The organism is Solicola gregarius, from assembly GCF_025790165.1.
In the GTDB taxonomy this organism is placed as follows: domain Bacteria; phylum Actinomycetota; class Actinomycetes; order Propionibacteriales; family Nocardioidaceae; genus Solicola; species Solicola gregarius.
The window spans coordinates 3,998,740-4,022,648 of the sequence record NZ_CP094970.1; the positions used below are offsets into that span (position 1 = coordinate 3,998,740).

The window sequence follows — 23,909 nt, forward strand, 5'->3', positions numbered from 1 at the left end:
CCGAAAATCGTTTACCTATGGCCGAACCCACGAGAGCCCACGAGTGGACGTCCGAGCCCGAGCAACGTAACGCCACGGCCGACGGGGCGTCAATGCCGGCGATCGCGAAGGGCCGACAGCGTTTCGGCAGTTGGTTGACAGCGATGACGACCACCATCGTCGGTGCAAGCAATGGGCCGAACGGGATGATCAGATGAACACCGAGTACGTCTTCGACACCGCATCCGATCTCGGGCATCAGCAGGTCAGGTATCTGGCGGAGCTGTATGACCACGCGACGGAGGCGTGCCTTGAACGGGCCGGAGCCGGTCGGGGCCTTCGCCGCCTCGAGATCGGCGCAGGAACCGGATCGGTTGCCGCGATGCTCGCGCGGTACGGCGGAGCGGGCAGCAGGGTCGTCGCGGCCGAGATCGAGCCCGAGCAGGTCAGCGATGCGCCCGGCGTGACGGTCGTACGCCACGACATCAACGACGGTGTGCCGGCCGGGGGGCCGTACGAACTGATCCATGGTCGGCTCGTACTGATGCACCTGTCGCGTCGCGTCGAGGTGTTGGCGATGCTCGTCGACGGTCTCGCGCAGGACGGATGGCTGGTCCTCGGCGACCTCGGCGAGCGGCTGCCGCGTGCTCTCGCCGCACCCAGCGACGAGGACGCGGCGCTGTTCGACCGGATCATCACGATCGGCATGACGGTGCTCGCGCCGAGGGTCGGGATGTCCGTGCAGTGGGGAGAGCAGCTTGCGGACCACCTGCGAGGTGCGGGTCTCCTCGACGTCGAGGAGACCCGGGTCTCGCGTACCTGCCGTGGCGGTACGCCGGGGTGTCTGGTGCTCCGTAGCTACATCCTGCAGCTGGCGGAGCCGTTACGCGGCGTGGGCGTCGGTGACGAGGAGATCGCGCGGTTCGTCGAGCTGATGACCGACCCGCAGATGTGTGTCACCTTCTACGAGCTGGTGTACGCCAGCGGCCGCAAGGCATCCGGAACGGGGGAGCAGCGATGACTCAGACGGAGTACATTCTCGGGTCCGACAACACGCTCGGCCGGCGCCAACTCGCGTACCTCGAGGTGCTGTACGACCAGCCGACGAGGCGGGTCCTCGCCGACGTCGAGATCGGCCCGGGGAGCCGCTGTCTCGACGTCGGCTCCGGTGCGGGTTCGACGGCGCGCTGGCTCGCGGAACACGTCGGACCGACGGGCCGAGTCACCGCGGTCGACATCGCTCCCGATCACCTCGTGGGTGTCGGGAACCTCGTGGTCCGACAGCACGACATCAACGACGGCGTACCGGAAGGTGGGCCCTTCGACCTGATCCACGCGCGGCTCGTACTGATGCACCTGTCGCGTCGCGTCGAGCTGCTGTCGATGCTCGTCGACGGTCTCGCACCTGGTGGCTGGATCGTGATCGGTGAGGCACAGGAGTACGGAACGCACCCGGACGAGGTCGTGTCCGCGCCGAACGTCGCCGATGTGGCAGTCTTCAACCGTGTTGTCGACACGACCATCAACGTCGTCGGGCGTGGCGGTGGCATCGACTATGAGTGGGTCAACGGTCTCGGTGGCCGTCTCGTCGACGCCGGGCTCGTCGACGTACGCGGCCTCAAGCACCGGGCGCTGACGTCGGGTGGGATGGCCGGAGGCATGCTCAACGCCAACTATGTGCGGCAGGTGCAGCCGCTCGTCCTCGACGCGGGCGTCACCGAGGCCGACCTGGCGCGGTTCTACGAGCTCTCCCTGGACCCGGCGTTCGTCTCGTGGGCGATGCCGCTCACCTACTTCTCCGGGCGCAAGCCCGGCCCGTGAACCTCGAGATCACGATGATCGGCGGGTTGGCGAGGTTCGTGCCGTAACGGTCATTTCGCGACCCCAGAATCAGCAGTTGTGTCACACATCGAGAGCGACGTTGGCGGCCGACACGTACGTTGATCGCGCGACGCCGCCGCGTACGTCGGAGGTTACGTGCCGACACCGATGCTGAGCGCAACGAGACTTCCTACGGTCAGAGGACGAACCCGTTTCTGACGAGGAGTCACCATGAGAGCTCGAACCTGGGCACACGTCGCCGTCTACAGCGCCATCCTCACCCTTGGCATCGCCGCGACCGCGTCGGCCGACAACGGCCCGCTTCCGGGACGCAACAAGGTGGGGTCGGCGGACATCATCAACGGAGAGGTACACAAGGCCGACATCGCGGGATCGGCGGTAACCGGTGCGAAGGTGCGCGCCAACACCCTCACCGGCTCGGACGTACGCGAATCGAGCCTGGACCTGTCCGGCCAGTGCAAGGACGGGGTGGTGAACGGCTACGCGTACGTGACGCCGACGAGCTCGACGCCGGAGTCATACACCTCCTCCTCGACCTGGATCCGCCGAACCCAGAACTGTGCCGACCAGCCGGTGAAGGTGAAGCGACTGGGCGTTGGCGACTACTACGTGCGCTTCTACGGGTCGACGTCCTACACGGCCCAGGTGACACCGACCTCGAGCGTCAACGTCGTGAGCGTCAACTGGCGGGGAGGCGGCCAGTTCGAGGTCGCGATGCGCGACATCAACGGCATGGCGGTCGAGCATCCGTTCACCATCACGTCCTACTGATCGGAGGGCTCGGCAGCCCGGCCGCGCACGAACCGGTCGGCTGCCGGCACGATCTCCGCAATCGGCTGAATCGAGCCGCTGCGGCGCCTATCGTGAAGCATGGCCGTGCAGGGCACCCTGCACCAGGCAGACGTCTCGACGGGAAGCCACGTCCCTCCCTGGCCGCAGGAGATCCGATTCTGCCGGGCGCCCGACGGTGCCCGACTCGCCTTCGCGATGGCCGGCTCGGGTTACCCGATGGTCACGACGTGCGGATTCATGGGCAATCTCGAGTACGACCCGGGGCATCCCGTGTTCGCCCCGGTCCTGGACGCCTTCAAGGCCCGGTGGGCGTACCTTCGCTACGACGAGCGTGGCGATGGACTTTCCCAAGGCTCCGACCACGACTTCAGCCTGCGTACGCGAGTCAAGGACCTGGAGGCCGTCGTCGACGCGGCGGGTCTCGACCGGTTCGCGCTCTTCGGGGCGTCGTTCGGTGGCCCGCTTGCGATCGCGTACGCCGCACGCCACCCGGACCGCGTGAGCCACCTGATCCTGGCCTCGACCTACGCCCGTGGGCCGGCGTTCGGTGTGGCCGCGGCCCGCGAGGCGGAGGCGTTCGCTCGACTGATCCGAGTCGGATGGGCGAAGGGCGCGCGGGTTCGACACACACTCAGCACGGGTCTGATCCCCGGGGCCACCGCTGAGACTGTCGCGTGGTTCGACGACCACCAGCCCATCCTGACGTCCGGTGAGGCGTTCGCGGTGTCGTACCTGAGCCGGCTCCAGGTCGACGTGTCGGCGCTTCTTCCCCGGGTGATCGCTCCCGCGGTCGTCGTACACACGCGAGACGACATGATGGCCAGCTTCTCCGAGGCCTGCCGGATGACGGCCGAGATGCCTCACGCGCGGCTGATCGCGTACGGCGGTGGGGGACACGTCTTTCCCGAACATTGGCCGCATGCGCATCGGTCGCATGACAGTATCCATGCAATCGCCGACTTCATCTCCACGCCTCCGGCGAAGCTCGGGCCGAAGGCCGAGCCGCTGGCGACCTTGAGCGCCCGCGAGGTCTCCATCCTCGACCTGGCTTCGTACGGACTGTCGAACGAGGCGATGGCGTCGAGGCTCTGCCTGAGCGTGCGTACGATCGAACGCCACATGTCGAACATCTACGCCAAGCTGCAGTTGACGGGGCCCACTGCGCGAACGGCCGCGGTCGGGATGCATCTTCGTCGTCGGCGGTGATCACGCGGCAACCGCCCGGGACATGTCAGGCTCAACGGCCCGGGACATGTCAGGCTAGGGCGATTGGTGTCGAGGCGACTATGAGATCGCTTGAAGGAGTTGCATGCGCCCGACGATCGGGGTGTTCGGAAGCGCGAACCTGGACCATGTCGTGCGGGTACGCAGCGCCCCGCGGCTCGGTGAGACGATCACCGGCCGCTCGTACGAGAAGGTCGTCGGCGGCAAGGGGGCGAACCAGGCGCTCGCCGCGGCCCGCGCGGGCGCCGACGTACGGATGGTCGGAGCGGTCGGCGATGACGATGGCGGTCTGGCCATCCGGTCGGTCCTCAACCGTGGCGGCGTTGATACGTCGGGGCTCGCGACGAAACCCGGCCCGAGTGGCACGGCGCATATCACCGTCGACGAGAACGGCGACAACTCGATCGTCGTCGTGCCCGGTGCGAATGCAGAGGTGCGGTCGCTGACCGATGCCCATCGCGCGGCGCTCGCCGGTTGCGACACGGTTCTGCTGCAGCTCGAGCTACCGATCCGCGCCGTGGTCGAGGCGGCTCGGTACGCCCATGGTGCGGGCGTGCGCGTCGTACTCACGCCGGCTCCGGTGGTGCCGCTGTCCGCCGACCAAGTCGCGCTCGCCGACGTGCTGGTGCTCAACGAGCACGAGTCGGCCGAGCTGTCCGGTGTGGCGGAGCCGCGCGCGGCGGCGCAAGCACTGGTCGTCATGGGCGTCGGGGTTGTCGTCGTCACGTTGGGGGAGCGCGGCAGTCTGTGCGTGGCCGCGGGCGCCGACGAGGTCGTGGAGGAGCCGGCGTTGCCGGTACGGGCCGTCGACACGACGGCGGCCGGTGACACGTTCGCCGGCTGCTTGGCCGTTGCGCTCGCCGAGGGGCAAGACCTGCGTGCGGCGACGCACTGGGCGACCTGTGCGGCCGCCCTGTCCGTGCAGCGGGTAGGCGCATCTCCTTCGATGCCGGACCGCGCTGAGATCGAGCGGCTTGCCGGGTCACGATGACGGCCGGTGCTGCCCGAACTCCCTCGCGGCGCGGGATCCGGCCTCGCCGTTGGGCCTGCTAGCGCTTGCGGTGCTCCGCCAACATCGCAACCGACTTGGAGATCCGACGCTCTCGGGTGGCCGCGGTCTTGGCTCCCTCGATCGACTCCACGTGCCATCGCTTGATGCTGTACGAGAGGGTGTCGAAGAACGCCTGGGCCGTCGGGTTCTCGGCGAGCGCGGCCGCGAGATCGGCCGGCACGGTCACCTCTCGGGGCCGGGTGTCGAGGGTCAGCGTCACGTCGACCTCGTCACCCGCCGCGGCACCGGAGGCCGCGCGGTTCTCGGCGCTGACGCCGACCATGTAACGTCCGCCCATCACTGCAACCGTGTTGCGGTACGTGTGCCCGTTGATCTCGACCACGACGGGCGGCCGCTTGCCGTTGCCGAGCGCCTCGACGGCGTCGTCCGGCACGACGAAGCCCGTCGCGGTCTTCCCCGATTGCTCGAGCTTCACCCGGAATCGGGCTGTCGGTGGTTCGCTTCCTTCGGTCATGGTCACTCCCTGTGTATGCGCCGTCGTATTACAACAGACGAGCAGGAGACGGAGGACTCATCGGCACGGCCAGGTTCCGTCGTGCGGGTTGCCGTTCGCTGGGGTTCCGGCCTTCACCTTCCGTGCGCTGGGCTTCCGCCTTCATCGTTCCCTGCGCTGGGCCTCCGCCTTCACCGTTTCCCGTGCGCTTCCGTGCAGACCGCATGGCGGCGACGAGGATCCGTCTCCGGTGGGCTCGGGTCGCCGGTCGGCTCTCCCCACCATTTCGCTTCTACCTTCTTCGTTTCCGTGCGCTTCGGTTGCCGGCCCGGCCGGTGGCGAGGAAGGAATCTGCGTTTGGGTCGCTATCCGCACCCAAACGCAGATTCTCTTCGCACCGTCCATCCTGCCTAGAACTTTCTCGAACTTTTCTTGAAATCCCTTGTGGATAAGGCCTCTGGGCATCCTGTTCTGTCGGTGGCGGGTGGCAGAATATGTTCTATGAGGGCGGCCACACTCACCGATGATCTCGGGTCCGAGGACGGGCTCGACATCGCGCTGGATGCGCGGCGTCGGATCGCCAAGTCCGAGGCCGCCCAGTACGACGCCCTCCTCGGCTACCTCGCCGACACCGCAGACACGCCGCTCGCGCGGGCCGGTGGTGTCAACGAGTGGACCCGTTACGGCGGGTCGGGCACCCCGTCGGTGTCGGAGTACGCCGCGTGTGAGGTCGGCCCCGCGCTCGGGCTCAGTGCGTCTGGTGGGCGGGACCTGATCGCCGACGCCCTGGACCTCACCTACCGCCTTCCGCAACTGTTCGCCTGCCTCCACCAAGGTTCTGTCGATGCGTGGCGGATCCGGAAAGTCGCCCGCAAGACCCGACGATTCACGATCGCCCAGGCCGCCGACGCCGACCGACGACTCGCAGCTGCGAACGTCGATGGGACGCCGTTGATCGCGCGGGTCGGCATGGGGCGGGTCCAGCAGATCCTCGACCAGATCCGCATCACCGAAGACCCCGACGACCCCGAACACCAACGCAACGAGAACAGTGCTCGGCGGAGTGTGTCGATCTGGCCCGACGACGGGGTTGCCCGCATCTCCGGCACCCTGTCGCTGGACGACGGCAAGAGGCTCGATCAGCGCCTCGACCAGATCGTCGAATCCTTGCGGTTCCTCGGCGACAACCGCCCTCACGACATCCTCCGCTCCGTCGCCCTCGGCATGCTCGACGAACCCGACTCCCTCGACGACCTCTACCACCAGGTCCAGGCAGCCCGCGCCGACCAGACCGACAAGACCAGCGACACCGCGCCGAAGCCGGACCCGGAGCCGGCCGACCAGTCGGCCGACCAGCCCGGTGACGGCGGGTCGCCCGAACGGGCAACTCGGGCCCGCCGCTCCGGCTCGCGGCACACCGTTCTGTACGTCCATTTCGACCGGTGCTGGGGCACCTGGTCGATCGAAGACGTCGGCGCCATCACCCGCTCCGAAGCGCTCGAGATCCTCGGCCACTCCCACGTCACCGTCAAACCCGTCATCGACCTCGAGACCACCATCTCCGCCACCGGGTATGTCGCACCACCACGGCTCAAGGAACAGCTCGCGCTGGCCAACGCGAGTATCTGCAACTTCCCCCACTGCAACCGACCTGCCCGGGTCGCCGACTACGACCACATCATCAACCACGCCGACGGCGGACCGACCGACTCGAGAAACGGCCACCGACTATGTAGGTATCACCACCGCGCAAAGACCTTCACCGCCTGGACCGTGCAATCACCCGCACCCGGGATCTGGCTCTGGCAATCACCCGCCGGACGGTCGTACCTCGTCACCGGCGGCACCACGACGAAGCTCCCCGGCCGCACCACACCGACCGTCCGTAACCGCCGAAAACGGGACGCCGCCTGAATCCCCGTCGCGACAGCACCACCGCGGCGGGGCATCGCCCGCACCCTTCGGCGGGTCGCAACTGTCCGATATGGTGCGCTGCGGAGGGGGCCGACAGATTGCGAGACAACTGATGGTCCTACTGGGAAAGCCGTTCGCGGCCGCGGCTGCGGCGGCAACGGCGCTGACATTGCTGGCTGCGCCCGGCGCCGCGCAGGCAGACGGCGGTGCGAGGGCGGCCGATCGCGTGAGCGTGCTCACGTACAACACGTGCATGAACGACGCGTGCCGGAAGGCGTACCGGCTGGGCGCATCCGGCAAGCGCCTGGCCAAGATCTGGAAGCACGCCGTCAATCGCGACGGCGGCAAGAAGCGCGCCGACGTGGTCGTCTTGCAGGAGACCGACTGGCGTGTCGTCGGCGTCGACGGCGACAAGCTGACCAAGGCGTTTCCCGGCTATCGGATCGCATCCAAACGCGACGGTCGCTGGATCCTCTACAACACCGCGGCACTGACCCGAATCAACGACGGCTACGTGAACGTCGCAGGCGCAGCTGACGAGGAGAAGGCGTTTCCATGGGCGCAGTTCGCGAGCAAGGCGCATCCGCGGAACAAGGTCACCGTCGTCGACGTGCACTTCGCATCGCGATCCGACAAGCCGGAGCAGGCGAAGGAGATCCGCCGGCTGAAGCGAGGGCTCGGCGAGCAGCTTCCACTCGGTACGCGCACGGTGTTCGCGGGTGACTTCAACATCCTCCCGGGTGAACCGAACGCGCGGCTCTTTCGCTCCACCTTCGCGAAGACGGTCGGAGGGCTGACCGACGCGACGCCGAAGCGCAAACGTACCAACACGCTCAAGCCCGCGGATGTGCCCAAGATCCCGTATCGGCCCAGTGCGGGCAAGCCCATCGACCACGTGTACGTGGGCGGCGGCCTCCACGTCGTGAAGGGAGCTCGCTACCGGGACAAGGGCGAGAAGCGAGTGACCAGCAAGCGTGCGGAGCGCAAGCGATGGAACCGCCTGGTGCCGAAGCGACGCTCCGACCACAACGCGGTCTACGCCGTGCTGCGCTGGTGAGGGCCGAGAGCGTCACGCCTACTGCCGCACGGTGAGGAACCGCGACAGCCCGACGAGATCGTCGGTGTTCAGATGGTCCACGCCGCTGTCCGACAGCACCGACCACATCGTCGTACGCGCGCTCCCGCGGGCATCCGGGGTACCCCAGAACCGCAGCCGATAGCCGGCCGAGTGGGCGCGGCGCACGAGCGATCGCAGCTTCGCCTGCTCTGCCGGTGGCATGGGACCTTCACCGGTCCATGAGAAGTGGTTCGCCCAGTTGTCGCTGACGAGCGGCATCAGGCTCGGGCTGAGGTCCGAGCCGAGGTCGCCGAGCCGGCCGTCGTACCCTGCCCACCGCCGACGCTGCTCGCGCATCAGGTCGAGTGGGCGGTTCCCGCTGACGACCACCTCGACCGCGCCATCGCGTACGCGCGGCGCGAACTGCGTGAGGAGGTCGCGGTGCTCGCGGAGCTGGCGGTGCAGCAGCCGGTACGTCTTCGGCCCGTCGCTCTTGAGGTCGACGAGCAACTGCATCGAGTCCTCCCAGCCCGGGTAGACGGCTCCGTCGTTGTCGCGCACGCGCTGCTCGAGCGGGTCGAGGTACAGCGCCTCGAGGGTACGTTTCGGGTCGAGGTCCGCACGCTCGTGCGCGACCAACAACTCCCCGTCGACCAGCCACACGCCGGCCTCGACGCTCGTGAAGCCCTCTGCCAAGGCGTCGCTCAGCGGGCGCTCGTGCTCGTAGTCGTTGTGTGCGTGCGCCTGCGTCAGCGGCGCGACCCGTCCGGCGGACGGGTCTCGGTACTGGGCGGGCAGGTCGAACCCGCGGCGGGCCATCACGTCGCGCAGTACGCCGGGGCGGTCGGTGATGATGCCGTCGACTCCGAGCCGGGTGAAGTGTTCCATCGTGTCGCGGTCGTTGACGGTCCAGGGAATGACCGGCATTCCTGCGTCATGGCTGTCCTCCACCATCGATCGTGTCACGTACGGCTCGAAGTCCGGGTCTCCGATGGCGCCGTCCTGCGGGAAGCCCTGCACCGGCGACAGGGCGTCGGCGCCGAAGCTGTCGACCGCGGCGACGAGATCACCGTCGAAGTCGTCGATGTCGATACCGCCGAGCCATGGTGACGCACCCGGTTCGCCGGTCTGGAGGAAGTCGCGATTGGTGAGCGCGATGATCGGCAGCTCGGGTGCGACGTCGCGCATCATCATCAGGGCGCCCCAGTCGAAGCTCTGGATCGTGACCTGGTCGCTCATCCCCGCCGTGTCGACCTCGTCGGCGACCGTGCGTACGAACTGCGATCGCGGCGCGGTCTCCTCCGGCGCCCCGGCCTCGACCTTCGTCTCGACGTTCAGCATCACGTCGTGCGCTTCGTAGGTGTCAACCAGCTCGAAGACTTCGGCGAGAGTCGGCATCCTCGCGCCGGGCGCCGCCTCCTGGGCAGGGAACTGCGAAAGGGTCTGGCTGCCGCAGTCGAGGGTGCGAACCTGTTCGAGCGTCAGGTCCTTGACGTAGTCGCCGACGTACGGGAATGCGGGGTCACCGGGGTGGGCAGGCGCGGTGTCTCGGCACTTGGCGGAGTTGACGACCCGGTCATGGGTGACGACCGCCTCGCGATCCTCGGTGATCTGCACGTCGAGCTCGAGGGTCGATACGCCAGTACGCAGTGCGCGAGCGAACGCCGGCACGGTGCTCTCGACGGTGAGGGCGACGCCGCCACGGTGCGCCTGGAGGTCGAACTCCGGGGCCGGTCGACCGGACGCCGCCTGGATGTTGGTCGCGGGTCCGAGTGCGACGGCGGTCGATAGGAGGAGGGCCACCGCAGCCAGGCCTGCTGGACGTCGTGCGGACATCGTGGAGCTCCTTGCGTTGGTCGGTGAGACGACTGCCAGCAAAGTTGCGGAGACGTACGCGACGGTGAACGCCGGCCGGACTGATGGCCAACTCCGGTTGAGCAACTGTGCCGACGCAGGGCACTAGAAGGCGTCGGCGAGTAGTGCATCGACGTGGCGGGTCTCGGTGGCGTCGAGCGGTCGGGAGAGATACAGGTCGGCGTGGTAGTAGCCGTCGGCCTCCTTGCCCTCCGGGTCCAGCCCACGCTCGCGTACGCGCGAGATCGCCCACTGACGTTCGTCCTCGTCGGTGAACCGGCGCTGCGGGAACGTTCGCGACATCCTTTCGGTACGCAGCCCATGGCGGGCGAGCGTCGTGGCGATCGGGTGGTAGTCGTACGTACGCAGGCAGAACGCCGCGACCCACACGTCCTTGGGGCAGCTGCGCAGGAGCCGGTCGAACGTGCGCTCGGTGACGTACCCGACGCCGCCGGTCGTCGTGATCAGGTCGACACCGGCAAGCAGCTCGGTGAGTCGACCCGACGGATCATCGGTCTCGAGGTTGTCGGTGACGCCGGCGTCGATCGCGCCGATCTCGACTCCGTACGCAACGGCGTTCGGTGCGACGTCGAGTCCGACGACGCGTGGTGCGGCGCCCTTGGCGCGCTCGGCGATCAGCTTGCGATCGGCCTCGCGCAAGGTCTGCGGCGACTGCGCGGAGGTTGTCGGATCGGTGTAATGCGCGTACAGGTCGCTGAGGCGCAGGTCGGAACGTAGCAGGGTGCCGACGATGCCGTACGAGCTGCATACATCCAGCACGGTCGGCGAAACGTCGCGGATGGGCAGTACGGAGAGCAGGCGGGTGAACGCGTCCGCACCGTACTGGGGAATCACGTATCCGAACGGTTGCAGCGTCGAGAAGTACGCGCGCGGGTCGGGCTGGTCGTAGATCGCGCCGAAGTCGGCCTTCTGCAGTGGGTCGTGGTGAGTCATCGTCCTCCAGAGAGCAGGGGTTCGCTGCTCACTGTAGGTGGGACGCGCAGAACGCATCGGGCGGCTACGGCGCTGAACGGCCCTCCGACTCGATCGCGAGGGTGAGCCTGCGGAGCAGGTCACTGAGCTGTAGGCGCTCGGCCTCGTCGAGCGCCCCCATCAGCTCGACTTCGGTGTTGCCGCGGAGCGTCATCGCCTTCCGCCAGCTCTTGATGCCCTTCGCGGTCGCCTCGACCTCGACCCGGCGGCGATCGCCTTCGACCGTGCGGCGGCGTACGTACCCGGCCTTCTCGAGCGTATCGAGGCGACCGGTCATACCGGCGGGGGAGACACCCGACTTGGTGGCGAGCTCGCTCGGCGATGCGACGCCGGGGGTGTCGCGGATCATCAGGTTGTGCAGGGTGTCGTACTCGAACCACTCGAGGCCGAGCTCGGCAACAGACCCGCGCCCGGCGTGTTTCAGGTAGCGCATGATCCGGCCCATCCGCTCGACGATCGCTTCGACGGTGTCGTCGAACTCGATGTCGATCCAGTGGTCCCGCCAGTGTGCGACATGCCGATCGGCGTCATCCTCGGCGGGTGTCGGGGTACGAGGTTCGGTAGACATACACTCAGGCTACAGGTAATTCGTTGACAAATAATTCGATAGCGAAGTACCGTTGCCAGGTGTCTTCACCTCATCGATCCGGCGTGCGCGATGCGTTAGCAAGCTCGGCGTACCGCTGGCTCGTGCTGGGCGGTGCGATCACTCGGTTCGGCAACGGCATCGCGCCCGTCGCACTCGCCTTCGGCGTGATCGATCTCGGCGGTGACGCGGGCGATCTGGGCACGGTCGTCGCGTTGTACGCCCTCGCCGACGTCGTCACCGTCTTGTTCGGCGGCGTGCTCGGCGATCGGCTCCCGCGTCAGTTCCTGATGGTGGGTACGGCGGCGCTCGCCGCGGCGACCCAGGCGATCGCCGCGGTCTCGCTGATCGGCGGCTGGGCGACGATTCCGCTGCTCGGCCTCCTCGGCATGCTCAACGGTGCGCTCGGTGCGCTCAACGGGCCGAGCTCGATGGCGATCACCAAGCAGACGATCCCGGAGACCTGCCTCCAGGTCGCGGTCGCCTTCCGCCGGACGCTGAACAACACCGCCCAGATCGTCGCGTACGGCTTCGCCGGCGTACTCGTTGCGTGGGTGGGGCCTGGTTGGGCGCTCGCGGTGGACGCGATCACGTTCGGTCTCGGTGCCTTGTGCTATACGCGGATCCGCGTGCCGAGTATCGCTGTCGCGGCTACGCAGTCACTGCTCATCGAGATGCGGGCCGGACTGAAGGAGGTCTTTCGGCATACCTGGCTCTGGTTGCTCACCGCACAGGCCTTTACGTACCACCTCTTCTACGGCGGCGCTCAGGACGTGCTCGGCCCGATCGTGGTGAGCGGCGAGCTCGGCCGGCCGGCTTGGGGGTTCACGCTCGCCGCGATGATGTCCGGATTCCTGGTCGGAGGAGTCGTCACACTCGCGTGGCGACCGCGTCGTCCGCTGTATGTCGGGGTGTGCCTGCTCGGACTGACAGCGGCATTTCCCGCGGCCATGGCGGTGAGCGACTCGATGGCGGTCATCGCGGTCTGTGCCTTCGCGCACGGGTTCGGGCTCGAGATCTTCAGTGTCGGCCTGGATCTGTCGATCCAGCAGAACATCGCCGAGCACATGCTGTCGCGGGTCTACGCGTTCGACATGGCAGGTTCGTTCGTCGCTCGACCCCTCGGCCTGGCACTCACGGGACCCGTCGCGGCGTACTTCGGTCTTCGTACCTGGCTGGGCGTGGTGGCTACCGTGATGGCGGTCAGCGTCGCTGTCGCGCTGTTCTCACCGGCCGTACGCGGGTTGCAGCGTCGGGAGCCGGAACCGGCCGCGCGCGTTCCCGAGGCCCAGCCGGGCTGAGCCGTACGCGTGCCCATCGACCCGTCGCTTCCGTACCGCCGACTCCGCGGTGCGGGAGCGACGCCTGTCGCTAGGCCGTGTCCAGGTGGACCTGTTTCGGCAGTAGCCCGCGGGCGGCCTCGGCGGCGACCGTCGCGAGGTTGCCGCCGGTCGACGCGCGTACGACTGCGCCGAACAGCCCTTCGACGAGCGGGGCGCTCGACAGCGTGACGCGCGCGGCGAGATCGGGGTCGAGCAGTTCATAGGCGGTCTCGGCACTCATCACGGCGCTACCGAGATCGAGCAGTACGAGGATCCCGTCGGCGCCGGCCAGCGACTCGATCGCGGCATGGACCGCGGTCGCGTCCGTGCCGAGCGAACCATCTTCCGCACCTGCCGCGATCTCGATGGGCGGCAGCTCGCCGTGCACCATCTGTGCGGCCAGCGCTACTGCGGCCTCCGCGAGCGGCCTACTGTGCGAGACGACCACGATCCCGACGCTCATGAGAGCGTGTCCCGCGCGGCCTCGAGCAGCATCACGGTGCTGGCAGCGCCCGGATCGACATGCCCCGCGCTGCGCTCGCCCAGGTAGCTCGCCCGGCCCTTGCGCGCGACGAGGCCGGCGGTGTCGTCTCGTGCCTGCGCCGCCGCGTCCGCCGCGGCAGTGAGCCGGTCGCCGATGTCGCCTTCGGCGCCGTCGTACGCCTCGAGGGCGGGCGCCCATGCGTCGTACATCGTCTTGTCGCCGAGCTCCGCCTTGCCGCGGGCCAGGACGCCCTCGACGCCCGCGCGTAGCCCCGCGCCGAGTGTCTCGGCATCGACTTCGCTGACCGTGCCGATCCCGGTGCCCACGCGGAGGAAGAAGGTTCCGTAGAGCGGTCCGCTCGCGCCGCCGACGGCACTGACCAACGTCATGCCCACCTTCTTGAACAGGGCGTCGGCGGCCTCGAACGACTCGGAGTCGAGTACGCCGACGACCTTCTGCATGCCACGATCCATGTTCGTGCCGTGATCGGCGTCGCCGACCGCGGCGTCGAGCTCGGTGAGATACGCGACCTGGTCGTGGATCGTCGCGGCGTACCGACGCAGCCACGCGTCGAGGTCCGAGAGCGTCGCGGGCATCGTCTACGCGCCCCAGCGCAGCCCGGGCGTATTGACCGGTGCGTCCCACAGGCGTACGAGCTCGTCGTCGCACCGCAGCAGGGTGACCGAGCATCCGGCCATCTCCAACGACGTCATGTAGCTGCCGACGAGCGACCGCGCGATCGTGAGGCCGGCCTGGTCGAGCAGCTTCGTGACCTCGTTGAACATCAGGTACTGCTCGATCAACGGCGTGCCGCCCATGCCGTTCACGAACGCGATGACCGAGTCGCCGCGCTGGTGGGGGAGGTCGGCCAGTACGGGCTCGACGAGCATCGCGGCGACGTCACGCGCGGGTGCCAATGGCTTGCGCTCACGGCCGGGCTCACCGTGGATTCCGATGCCGACCTCGATCTCGTCGTCGGCGAGCTCGAACGTCGGCTTCCCGGCGCTCGGCACCGTGCACGACGTGAGGGCGACGCCCATGCTGCGCGCCGACTCGTTGACACGTACGGCGAGCGCGTGCACGTCGTCGAGAGTGCGTCCCTCCTCGGCGGCCGCACCGACGATCTTCTCGAGCAGTACGGTCGCGCCGACTCCGCGGCGGCCGGCCGTGAACGTCGAGTCCTGCACCGCGACGTCGTCGTTCGTCACCACCGAGCGCACCTCGACATCGCCGGCCAGCTCGGCGGCCATGTCGAAGTTCATCACGTCGCCGGTGTAGTTCTTGACGATGTGCAGAACCCCTGCGCCGCCGTCGACGGTCTCTGTCGCGGCCATCATCTGGTCCGGTACGGGCGACGTGAACACCTCGCCGGCACACGCGGCATCGAGCATGCCGACTCCGACGAAGCCACCATGCATGGGCTCGTGACCGGACCCACCGCCCGATACGAGACCGACCTTGCCCGCACGCGGGGTGTCCCGGCGGTACACGATGCGGTTGTCGTGGTCGACACGTACGTGGTCGCGATGTGCCGCCTCGACTCCACGCAGCGACTCGGCGACGACATCGGCGGGATCGTTGATCAGCTTCTTCATGTACGCCATCTGAGCACAGCGCCGGCGCGGATGGGAAGGATTCGCCCGAGTGAGACCCTCAAATCTCGAGGATGGCACGCGCGGCAGCCCGGGCCTCGACGGGGTCGGCGGTGCCCAGTGCGGCCGTGGCCGCCTCCTCGCACGCCTGCATCGTGCTCCTGGACAGTCGACGGCCGACCCCTGCGACCGCGGCGGGAGCCATCGACAGCGAGGTCACTCCCATGCCGACGAGCACCGCCGCCAGGTCCGGGTCTGCTGCCGCCTCGCCACAGACGCCCACCGACCGGTCGGCTCGGCGGCCGGCCTCCGCGGCGATCGAGACCAAGGTGAGGACGGCCGGCTGCCACGGGTCGGTGAGGTGCGCGAGGGAGCCGGCCGTACGATCCGCCGCCATCGTGTACTGGGTCAGGTCGTTGGTGCCGATCGACAGGAAGTCGACGAACTCCAGCAGCCGGCGGGCAAGGATCGCCGCGCTCGGCACCTCGATCATGACGCCGGCCTCGAGCCCCAGCGCGTGCACCTTGTCGGCGAATCCGCGCGCCTCGGCGACCGTTGCGACCATCGGCGCCATCACTCGTGGGGTCGTGCCGGTGGAGCGTGCGGCCGCGCGAATCGCCTCGAGCTGACGGTCCAGCAGGCCTGGGTTCACGCCCGCGAGACGCAGCCCGCGTACGCCGAGCGCGGGGTTGTCCTCGTCGGCTTGGTTGGCGAAAGCGAGCGGTTTGTCGGAGCCGGCGTCGAGGGTACGAATGACCACCGGCCGCTCGGGTCCGAACGCATCGAGCACCTCGGCGTACGCCTCGGTCTGCACCTCGACCGGTGGTTCCACGGACTCGTCGAGGAAGCAGATCTCGGTACGGAACAACCCGACGCCCTCGACCGGCGCCTGCGCGGCGGCGCGGGCGGATACGCCGTCGTGCACGTTGGCGAGCAGGCGTACGCGGTGACCGTCACGGGTTGCGCCGGGGCCCGACCACGACGCGAGCTCCCGACGGAGGCGCTCCTCGGCGGCGGCCTGCTCTCGTGCCGCGGCCTCCGGTGGCGCGACGGTGATCGTGCCGGCCGCGCCGTCGACGAGCACCATGGTGCCGTCCTTCACGCCCATGATCCCCGAGGCGGCAACGACGCAAGGGATTCCGAGCTGTCGAGAGATGATCGCGGTGTGACTCGTCGGGCCGCCCCGCTCGGTGACGAGTGCGACCACGGACGCCGGGTCGAGCCCGGCGGTGTCGGCCGGCGCGAGGTCGACCGCGACGAGCACCGACGGCCGTGCGGGATCCGGTACGCCGGGCTCCGGAGCCCCCACGATCTCGGCCGTGAGGCGCCGCTCGACATCGCGCAGATCGGTGACGCGCTCGGCCATCACGCCGCCGAGCCGGGTGAACGTCGTGACGAACTCCTCGATCGCCGACCCCAACGCGGCCGGCAGGTCGTCCCCGGCCTCGAGGCGCGTACGCACCGCGCTCCTGAGTCCGGAGTCGCGCGCGATGCCCGCAGTCGCGGAGAGTAGGTCGGCCGCGTGACCGCTGCTCGCCGCCGAACGCGCCGCGAGCCGCTGGGCAACGGTGTCGGCGGCGGTCTCGTACGTCGCGACCGCCTCGTCGACGGTGAGGCCGGCGTCGAACGCGGAGATCGCCTCGGCGGGCACATCCTGGTGCACCGCGAGCAGCGGGGCGTACGCAACCCCCGGGACCACCGGTGTGCCGTCGATGACCACGCTCTCGTCGGTCGCCATCCCCGCACGCTACTCGGTGCAGTCGCGAGGGCACAGGCGCATCGTCGGCGTACGTGCCCGATGATGGTCGGACCGTCCGAGCACGAGGAGCACGTATGCCAACGAAGACCGTCACGGTCGGCTCGAGCGTCGGGCTACACGCCCGGCCGGCCGCGATCATCGCCGACGCCGCCGGGGGTCTCGACTCCCCAGTGACGATCGCCAGCCCGGGCGGACAACCGGTCGACGCAAGCTCGTCACTGCTGATCATGACCGTCGGCGCGAAGTTCGGCGACCCGGTCGAGGTGGCCGGCGACGACGAAGCCGCGGTCGGCGCGATCGCCGCGCTCGTCGAGCAGGACCTCGACGCCGACTGAGTACGCGGGCGCCGGCCGCGCCCACGAACTTCCGGATAGCGGTATCGGTGCCGCCTCGCCTACCGCTCGTCGCTGAGAACAGACCGCTCACCGCACCTGTTGTTGTCATTCGAGCACGTTGGGGAATGACATGGGGACAGGAGCAGGTAGCGGCTGTCTCGGGACGACTGGCGAGGAGTCCACGTGCACGATCACATCGACCACGAGCACACCGGTACGAGTGCGGGACCGGCCGTCTCACGAAGAACGCTGTTGGCTGGTACGGGCGCGGCCGCCGCGATCGCGGCCACCGGGGTCCGCGCGGATGCGAGCGCGTCGCCTGCTCGCGCGGCCGGCGGGCTCAAGGTGCACGAGGGCACCGACATCGCGGCGAGCGTCTCACCGGACGGGGCGCACATCGCCTTCGACCTGCTGGGTGTGCTGTGGGTGATTCCCCGGTCGGGCGGGTCTGCGCGTCGGCTGACGAGCGACCTGTACGACATCACCCAGCCGCAGTGGTCACCTGACGCGAGCGAGCTGGTGTTCCAGTCGTACCGTGACGGCGTCTTCAACCTCTGGACGGTACGCCCCGACGGCAGCGGACTACGGCAGTTGACCGAGGGGCCGTACGACCACCGCGAACCCCGATGGTCTCCGGACGGGAGCCGGATCGCCTTCAGCGGTGACGCGTCGGGCAGCTATGGAATCTACGAGCTGGAGGTCGAGACCGGCAATGTCGTGACGGTGGTCGACACCGCCGAGGAGGAGTACGAGCCCGCGTACTCGCCGGACGGCTCGGCGATCGCGTTCGCCGTCGCGAACACCCGTGTCGACGTCGTCGACCGCCGCAGCGGTGCCCGCGAGACCGTGGTGTCGGTCGAGGAACCCGACATCGTCCACCAGCCCGCGTGGACGCCCGACGGTGAGAGGGTCACGTACCACCTGCAGAGCGGCGACACGATGCGGCTGATGATCGGTGAGCAGCCGCTGGTCGGCGACGAGCTGGCGTTCCCGTTCCAGGTCTCGTGGTTGAGCGACGAGGAGTTCGTCTACACCGCTGACGGGCAGATCCGCTCGCGACGGCTGGGTGCCGGTCGGTACGAGACGATCGGGTTCAGCGCCGCCGTACGCCCGAAACGTCCGCGGTACCGGCGCCGTCGCCGCGAATTCGAGGATCGCGCACCGCAGCAGGTCAAGGGGATCGGCAGTCCCGTCATGTCACCCGACGGTCGCAGGGTTGCGTTCCGAGCGCTGAACGACCTGTGGGTGATGCCGCTCGGCGGCCGGCCGGAGCCGCTCACGCGCGACTCCTGGTGGAAGTGCGACCCGGCGTGGTCGCCCGACGGACGCGAGCTCGCGTACTCGACCGACCGCGCCGGCACACTGGACATCTGGGTACGCGACCTGCGTACGGGCAACGATCGGCAGCTGACGAGCCTCGGGGATCGCGCCGCACTCTCGGCAGCGTGGTCGCCCGACGGCACGGAGATCGCGTTCCTCGACCAGGACGGCGCCTTGTGGACGATCGACGTCCGGTCGAAGGAGGTGCAACGGGTATTCCCGGCCACCTTCGAACCAGGACGACCCACGTGGTCGGCAGACGGTCGAGTCATCGCGCTGGCTGCGGTCTCGCCGTACTCGCGGCGATACCGTGAGGGGCAGAGCAAGATCCTGCTCGTCGACCGGCGCTCGGGCAGGGCACGCTACGTCGACGCGATCAAGAACGGCTCCTTGCAGACACGCGGTGACGATGGTCCCGTGTGGTCGCCCGACGGGCGTCGGATGGCGTTCGCCGCCGAGAGCGCGCTGTACGTACTGGAGGTCGGGGCCGACGGTACGCCCGAGGGCTCTGCCCGCAAGGTGAGCGACGAGGTGTGCGACGCGCCGTCCTGGAGCGGCGACTCCAGCACGCTGCTGTACTTGAACAACGGGCGACTCCGCACGGTCGACGCCGATGGTGGCCGTGCGCGTACGGTGCGCGTGCCGCTGACGTGGCGCAATGCTCAGGCCCCGGGTACGTCCGTTGTGCACGCCGGCGTGATGTGGGACGGCGAGAGCGAGTCCGTCCGACGCGACGTCGATATCGTGATCGAGGGCAAACGCATCGTCGCGGTCGAGCCGCACCGCGAGGGCCGGACCGGCACGCTGATCGATGCGAGTGACCGGTTCGTCATGCCTGGGCTGATCGACATGCACAACCACCGTGAGATGGCCGGGTACGCGTACGGTGCACGCCAGGGCCGGATGTGGCTCGCGATGGGCATCACGACGACCAGGTCGCCGGGCAGTCCCGCGTACCACATGGTCGAGGAGCGCGAGTCGATCCAGTCCGGTGCGCGCCTCGGGCCGCGCTACTTCGCGACCGGTGAGGCGATCGACGGGCGCCGGATCTACTACAACTTCATGCGCCCGACGTTCAGCGATCGCCAGCTGGGCAAGGAGTTCGAGCGCGCCGAGGCGCTCGAGTACGACCTGATCAAGTGCTACGTACGCCTGCCGGCGATGTGGCACAAGCGCGCGATCTCGTTCGGTCATCGGATGGGTGTGCCGGTGACGTCGCACTACCACTACCCGGCGATCGCGTTCGGTGGCGACGGCATGGAGCACACCGGCGCGACGAACCGGTTCGGGTTCTCCCGCACGGTCACTCCGCTCGGGAACGGGTACGACGACGTCACCGCGCTGTTCAACGCGTCGCACATGGCACGTACGCCGACGCTCTTCGGATCCTCCGCCCTTTACGGCGAGGATCGTTCGCTGGTGGAGGATCGGCGGACGCAGGCGTTCTACCCACCGTGGCGGGTGTCCGCGCTCACCAGCGACGCGGATGATGCGCGCGACACCGACCAGACCGTCGCGCTCGCGAACCTGCGCCGCCAGGTCGCGCAGGCCCTCGCGATGGTGCGCGGCGGCGGCAACGTCATCGCCGGCACCGACGCACCGATCGACCACGTCGCGATCAGCCTGCACATGAACCTGCGCGCGATGGTGAAGTACGGGTTCACTCCGCGCGCTGCACTCGTGACGGCGACGAGCGCGGCGGGCGACCACCTCAACGAGCCGATCGGCCGGCTGGCGCCGGGTGCGTACGCCGACATCGCGATCGTCGATGGCGACCCGCTCTCCGACATCGCCGATGCGGCCGCCGTTGACCGGGTGATCGTCGCGGGGGTCGAGCACACCGTCGACGAGCTGCTCGAACCGTACGAGTCGGCGCGCACTCGTACGCCGGGCGTCGCGCCGAACCGGGTACGAGAGCCCGTCCCCGAGCCGGCCGAGAACGACCGCTACTGGTGGCATGGCTTGGCGTACGTCGAGCACGCCCGCCAGTCGTGTTGCGCCGGCTGAGTGCGCCGTTGGCTAACGTGGCGCCATGGGATTCGACGTCGACCAGGTACGCAGCCAGTTTCCGGCCCTCGCGGGAGGGATCGCCCACTTCGACGGGCCCGGCGGTTCGCAGACCCCCGAGCCGGTAGCCACCGCGGTCGCAGCGACGCTGCGCTCGTCGATCTCGAACCGAGGCCAGGTGTCGGCCTCCGAGCGCCGGGCCGACGATGTCGTGACGGGCGCGCGGGCGGCGATGGCCGACCTACTCGGTGCAGACGCGAGAGGAGTGGTGTTCGGGCGCAGCATGACGCAGCTGACGTACGACTTCTCGCGTGCGCTCGCGAAGGGCTGGCGGCCGGGCGACGAGGTGGTCGTCACGCGCCTCGACCACGACGCGAACATCCGGCCGTGGGTGCAGGCCGCGGAGTACGCGGGCGCGACCCTGCGTTGGGTCGACTTCGATCCGGGCAGCGGCGAGCTCGACATCGACGGCCTGGCCATGGCCCTGAGCGACAAGACCAGGCTGGTCGCGGTGACCGCGGCATCGAACCTGATCGGTACGCGCCCGGATGTCGCGTCGATCGCCGAGGCCGTGCATGCCGTCGGCGCGCTGCTGTACGTGGACGGCGTCCACTACACGGCACACGTGCACGTTGACATGGCGGCGCTCGGAGCCGATGTGTTCGCGTGCTCGCCGTACAAGTTCCTCGGCCCGCACTGCGGCGTACTGGCAGCGCGGCCCGCGCTGCTCGAGTCGGTGCACCCCGACAAGCTGCTGCCCGCGACCGACGGGGTACCCGAGCGGTTCGAGCTCGGCACGCTGCCGTACGAGCTGCTGGCGGGCACGACGGCCGCGGTCGACTTCCTCGCGAGCCTGGGGGAGGGAGCGACGAGGAGAGCCATGTTGCGCTCGGCGTACGACGCGATCGAGAAGCACGAGGACGCGTTGCGCACCCGGCTCGAGGCCGAGCTCGCCGACCTGCCGGGAGTGACGCTCTACTCACGCGCCGCGCGGCGTACCCCGACATTGCTCTTCACGGTCGACGGGGTCGCGCCGGTCGACGTTCACCGCAGCCTTGCCGAGCGCGACATCAACGCGCCCGCGAGCTCCTTCTACGCGATCGAGGCCGCCCGGCGGCTCGGCCTCGGCGCACCCGGAGCCGTCCGCATCGGTCTCGCCCCGTACACCGACGACGACGAGATCGACCGGCTCGTCGCGGGCGTACGCGACCTCACGGCGCGCTGACCCGGCACCCGGTGGCCGACTCGTCGGCGGCGGTCAGAAGAGGTCCTGGCGGCTGCGCAGGCCGAGCTTGGCGAGGATGCTGCTCACGTGGGTCTTCACCGTCGGCACCTCGATGAACAGCTCCTTGGCGATCTCGGTGTTGGTGAACCGCTGCAGCATGAACCCGAGCACCTCTCGCTCGCGTTCGGTGAGTCCCGACCGTTCGACGGCCGCGCGGAGCCGGTCCGTCTCGTCGCTCGTCTCGGCGCCCAGCAGCCAGGTACGCCGGCCTTCGGCGGTCGTGCGGATCGTGTCGAGCAGCCGGGCCGAGTCCTCCCGCTTGTGCACGAAGCTGTCGGCGCCCGAGAGGAACGACGCCGACGCATCCTCCGCGGAGTTGTACGACGTGTAGATGAGCACCCGTGGCGCGGGTTGGAGCCCCTTCAGCTCGCGGCAGAGCTCGATGCCGCGAAGGTCGCCGTCGAGCCGTAGCGGCAGGATCACCAGATCGGGCGCGAGCTCGCGCGCCGCGGCAAGGGCGCCGCCGACGGTGTCTGCCTCGCCGACGACCTCCATGTCGGGTTGGGCGTCGACGACGGTCTTCAGCCCCAGTCGTACGACCGGGTGATCCTCGACCAGCTGGATCCGGATGCTCACGAATCTCATCCTTGCAGACCGATCTCTCCGTCCGGGCGCGTACGTAGCGTGGGTACGTGTTCGAGACGGAAGGGGCGACAGGGTGACCGCAGTAGACGTCGTGGTGATCGGCGCGGGAACGGTCGGGGCGAGCATCGCGTACGAGGTCGCGCGACGCGGCGCATCGGTGCTCGTGCTCGACGAGGGTGCCGACATCGGCAACGGGTGCTCGTACGCCAACGCTGGTCTGCTCGCGCCGAGCCACGTCGAACCGCTCACGACCCCTGCCAACGTGCGCGCGGGCATGCGGTACACGTTCGCTCCGGACGGGCCCTTCCACGTACATCCCACTCCTCGTCTCGCGCCGTGGTTCGCGCGGTTCGTGAAGGCATCGACCCCGGGGCGTGCCCGTGCGCTCACCGCACGGATGCACGAGCTGGCGGTCCGCGGCACCGAACTGCACGCTGCGTACGCCGAGCGCGGCCTCGACACGGGATACGCGGCCAACGGCGCGATGGACGTCTTCCTCACCGAGAAGGGCTTCGAGCGCGCGTCCGCGGCGCACCGCGAGGGTGCGGGCGTACTGCTGTCCGCGGACGAGGCCCGCGATCGCGAGCCGATGCTCGGCGACGTCGCGGGCGCGATCCTGCGCCCGGACGAGGCGCAGGTCGGCACGCAGCAGTTCGTACGCGCGACGCTCAAGGCCGCGGAGGAGGAGGGGGCGCAGATCCGGTGGTCGACGGCGGCGCAGCTGGCGACCGCCGGCGACCGGATCGTCGGGGTCGACACTGTCGACGGACGCATCACGGCCGGTACGTACGTCGTGGCGGCCGGCCTCGGCACGGCGGCGCTGTGCGCGAGCGTCGGGATTCGGATGCCGATGGAGGGTGCGAAGGGCTATGTCGTCGACATCGAGGTCGACGGCCCGTCGCCGCGGATCCCCCTGTCGTTCCGCGAGTCGAAGGTCGTCGCGACGCCGTACACCGACCGGCTGCGACTGTGCGGCACCCTCGAGCTGGGCGGAGATCCGCTGGCGATCAGCGGCGCGCGGGTCGAGGCGATCCGCGCCGCCGGGCGGCGCGGACTTCCGGGCGTACGCGAGCGGCGCACGATCCAGACCTGGGCCGGGCTGCGTCCGTGCACCGCGGACGGCGTGCCGTCGCTCGGGCGCAGCACCAGTCGTCGCGACCTCGTCGTGGCAGCCGGCCATGGCATGTGGGGGCTGGTCCTGGCGCCCGTGACCGCCGAACTGGTGGCCCGCGGGGTCGTCGAGGGCGCTCCGACGTTGTACGAGCCGGCGTTCGCGCCCGACCGATTCGGCACCGTACGCGTACGATGATGTCAGGGAGGCCCCGATGTTCGTCGTTGCACTGATCGGCCTGGTGCTGGTCGTCGCCGCGGGATGGTACGTCTCACGTCGGCGCGCCGACGTGATGGACTACCACGATCTCGACGAGGTGCGGATCAACCGGCACCGCGAGGGCGGCGTCTAACCAGCCGTGGC

22 protein-coding genes are annotated in these 23,909 nt (G+C 69.0%); 13 read left to right on the top strand and 9 right to left on the bottom strand.

The features are described from left to right. The first annotated feature begins 193 nt into the window (after positions 1–193). The 5 genes from L0C25_RS19520 to L0C25_RS19540 all read left to right on the top strand — a co-directional run bounded on the left by L0C25_RS19520 (position 194) and on the right by L0C25_RS19540 (position 4,828). The gene (locus L0C25_RS19520; RefSeq protein ID WP_271633449.1) at positions 194–1,000 is read left to right on the top strand and encodes a class I SAM-dependent methyltransferase; all 807 of its coding nucleotides are present in this window, start codon (positions 194–196) and stop codon (positions 998–1,000) included. Continuing rightward, positions 997–1,800 (top strand): class I SAM-dependent methyltransferase, encoded by an 804-nt coding sequence (locus tag L0C25_RS19525; protein ID WP_271633450.1) that lies wholly within the window; start codon positions 997–999, stop codon positions 1,798–1,800. Before L0C25_RS19520 ends, L0C25_RS19525 begins: the two co-directional genes overlap by 4 nt. Before the next feature lie 231 nt (positions 1,801–2,031). Beyond that, complete coding sequence (locus L0C25_RS19530; protein ID WP_271633451.1) at positions 2,032–2,592, top strand: hypothetical protein; 561 nt, start codon at positions 2,032–2,034, stop codon at positions 2,590–2,592. A 99-nt stretch (positions 2,593–2,691) separates the two neighbouring features. Further along, positions 2,692–3,819, top strand: a complete 1,128-nt coding sequence (locus L0C25_RS19535; protein WP_271633452.1) for an alpha/beta fold hydrolase — start codon at positions 2,692–2,694, stop codon at positions 3,817–3,819. Between the two features lie 103 nt (positions 3,820–3,922). Continuing rightward, positions 3,923–4,828, top strand: a complete 906-nt coding sequence (locus L0C25_RS19540; RefSeq protein WP_271633453.1) for a ribokinase — start codon at positions 3,923–3,925, stop codon at positions 4,826–4,828. 58 nt (positions 4,829–4,886) lie between these two features. On the opposite strand, the gene L0C25_RS19545 is transcribed toward L0C25_RS19540, so the two are convergent. Further along, complete coding sequence (locus tag L0C25_RS19545; protein WP_271633454.1) at positions 4,887–5,363, bottom strand: YdeI/OmpD-associated family protein; 477 nt, start codon at positions 5,361–5,363, stop codon at positions 4,887–4,889. Between the two features lie 480 nt (positions 5,364–5,843). Here L0C25_RS19545 and L0C25_RS19550 point away from each other — a divergent pair, with 480 nt between their 5' ends. Both L0C25_RS19550 and L0C25_RS19555 read left to right on the top strand, forming a co-directional pair. After that, positions 5,844–7,256, top strand: coding sequence for an HNH endonuclease signature motif containing protein (locus tag L0C25_RS19550; RefSeq protein WP_271633455.1), 1,413 nt, complete (start codon positions 5,844–5,846; stop codon positions 7,254–7,256). 112 nt (positions 7,257–7,368) lie between these two features. Further along, a complete protein-coding gene (locus L0C25_RS19555; RefSeq protein WP_271633456.1) occupies positions 7,369–8,313 on the top strand; it encodes an endonuclease/exonuclease/phosphatase family protein in 945 nt (314 codons plus the stop codon). 18 nt (positions 8,314–8,331) lie between these two features. Here L0C25_RS19555 and L0C25_RS19560 read toward each other — a convergent pair whose 3' ends face one another. The 3 genes from L0C25_RS19560 to L0C25_RS19570 all read right to left on the bottom strand — a co-directional run bounded on the left by L0C25_RS19560 (position 8,332) and on the right by L0C25_RS19570 (position 11,728). Further along, the gene (locus L0C25_RS19560) at positions 8,332–10,149 is read right to left on the bottom strand and encodes a glycerophosphodiester phosphodiesterase family protein (protein WP_271633457.1); all 1,818 of its coding nucleotides are present in this window, start codon (positions 10,147–10,149) and stop codon (positions 8,332–8,334) included. Positions 10,150–10,272: 123 nt separating this feature from the next. Beyond that, positions 10,273–11,121, bottom strand: coding sequence for a hypothetical protein (locus L0C25_RS19565; protein WP_271633458.1), 849 nt, complete (start codon positions 11,119–11,121; stop codon positions 10,273–10,275). A 64-nt stretch (positions 11,122–11,185) separates the two neighbouring features. Beyond that, on the bottom strand, positions 11,186–11,728 hold the full coding sequence (locus L0C25_RS19570; protein ID WP_271633459.1) for a MarR family winged helix-turn-helix transcriptional regulator: 543 nt from the start codon (positions 11,726–11,728) through the stop codon (positions 11,186–11,188). 59 nt (positions 11,729–11,787) lie between these two features. Between L0C25_RS19570 and L0C25_RS19575 the strand changes: the two genes are divergently transcribed. Then, positions 11,788–13,047: an MFS transporter gene (locus L0C25_RS19575; protein WP_271633460.1), complete on the top strand. Its 1,260-nt coding sequence runs from the start codon at positions 11,788–11,790 to the stop codon at positions 13,045–13,047. A gap of 70 nt (positions 13,048–13,117) precedes the next feature. Here the strand turns inward: L0C25_RS19575 and dhaM are convergent, their stop codons facing one another. From dhaM to L0C25_RS19595, 4 genes are read right to left on the bottom strand one after another with little or no spacing between them, the layout of a single operon-like run. Continuing rightward, positions 13,118–13,531 carry a dihydroxyacetone kinase phosphoryl donor subunit DhaM gene (gene dhaM, locus L0C25_RS19580; protein ID WP_271633461.1) on the bottom strand — a complete coding sequence of 138 codons (414 nt, stop codon included), beginning with the start codon at positions 13,529–13,531 and terminating at the stop codon, positions 13,118–13,120. Next, positions 13,528–14,148, bottom strand: coding sequence for a dihydroxyacetone kinase subunit DhaL (dhaL, locus tag L0C25_RS19585; protein ID WP_271633462.1), 621 nt, complete (start codon positions 14,146–14,148; stop codon positions 13,528–13,530). The genes dhaM and dhaL overlap by 4 nt, the downstream gene beginning before the upstream one ends. 3 nt (positions 14,149–14,151) lie before the next feature. Beyond that, a complete protein-coding gene (gene dhaK / locus L0C25_RS19590) occupies positions 14,152–15,147 on the bottom strand; it encodes a dihydroxyacetone kinase subunit DhaK (RefSeq protein ID WP_271633463.1) in 996 nt (331 codons plus the stop codon). Between the two features lie 58 nt (positions 15,148–15,205). Further along, positions 15,206–16,882 carry a phosphoenolpyruvate--protein phosphotransferase gene (locus L0C25_RS19595; RefSeq protein WP_271633464.1) on the bottom strand — a complete coding sequence of 559 codons (1,677 nt, stop codon included), beginning with the start codon at positions 16,880–16,882 and terminating at the stop codon, positions 15,206–15,208. Between the two features lie 95 nt (positions 16,883–16,977). Here L0C25_RS19595 and L0C25_RS19600 point away from each other — a divergent pair, with 95 nt between their 5' ends. The 3 genes from L0C25_RS19600 to L0C25_RS19610 all read left to right on the top strand — a co-directional run bounded on the left by L0C25_RS19600 (position 16,978) and on the right by L0C25_RS19610 (position 21,790). Next, positions 16,978–17,238: an HPr family phosphocarrier protein gene (locus L0C25_RS19600; RefSeq protein ID WP_271633465.1), complete on the top strand. Its 261-nt coding sequence runs from the start codon at positions 16,978–16,980 to the stop codon at positions 17,236–17,238. 183 nt (positions 17,239–17,421) lie between these two features. Further along, positions 17,422–20,565 carry an amidohydrolase family protein gene (locus L0C25_RS19605; RefSeq protein WP_271633466.1) on the top strand — a complete coding sequence of 1,048 codons (3,144 nt, stop codon included), beginning with the start codon at positions 17,422–17,424 and terminating at the stop codon, positions 20,563–20,565. Between the two features lie 25 nt (positions 20,566–20,590). Next, the gene (locus tag L0C25_RS19610) at positions 20,591–21,790 is read left to right on the top strand and encodes a cysteine desulfurase-like protein (protein WP_271633467.1); all 1,200 of its coding nucleotides are present in this window, start codon (positions 20,591–20,593) and stop codon (positions 21,788–21,790) included. A 33-nt stretch (positions 21,791–21,823) separates the two neighbouring features. Here the strand turns inward: L0C25_RS19610 and L0C25_RS19615 are convergent, their stop codons facing one another. Next, positions 21,824–22,426: a response regulator transcription factor gene (locus L0C25_RS19615; protein ID WP_271633468.1), complete on the bottom strand. Its 603-nt coding sequence runs from the start codon at positions 22,424–22,426 to the stop codon at positions 21,824–21,826. A gap of 82 nt (positions 22,427–22,508) precedes the next feature. Here L0C25_RS19615 and L0C25_RS19620 point away from each other — a divergent pair, with 82 nt between their 5' ends. Then, positions 22,509–23,744 carry an NAD(P)/FAD-dependent oxidoreductase gene (locus L0C25_RS19620; protein WP_271633469.1) on the top strand — a complete coding sequence of 412 codons (1,236 nt, stop codon included), beginning with the start codon at positions 22,509–22,511 and terminating at the stop codon, positions 23,742–23,744. Positions 23,745–23,760: 16 nt separating this feature from the next. Next, a complete protein-coding gene (locus L0C25_RS19625; RefSeq protein ID WP_271633470.1) occupies positions 23,761–23,898 on the top strand; it encodes an LPXTG cell wall anchor domain-containing protein in 138 nt (45 codons plus the stop codon). The last annotated feature ends 11 nt before the right edge of the window (positions 23,899–23,909 follow it).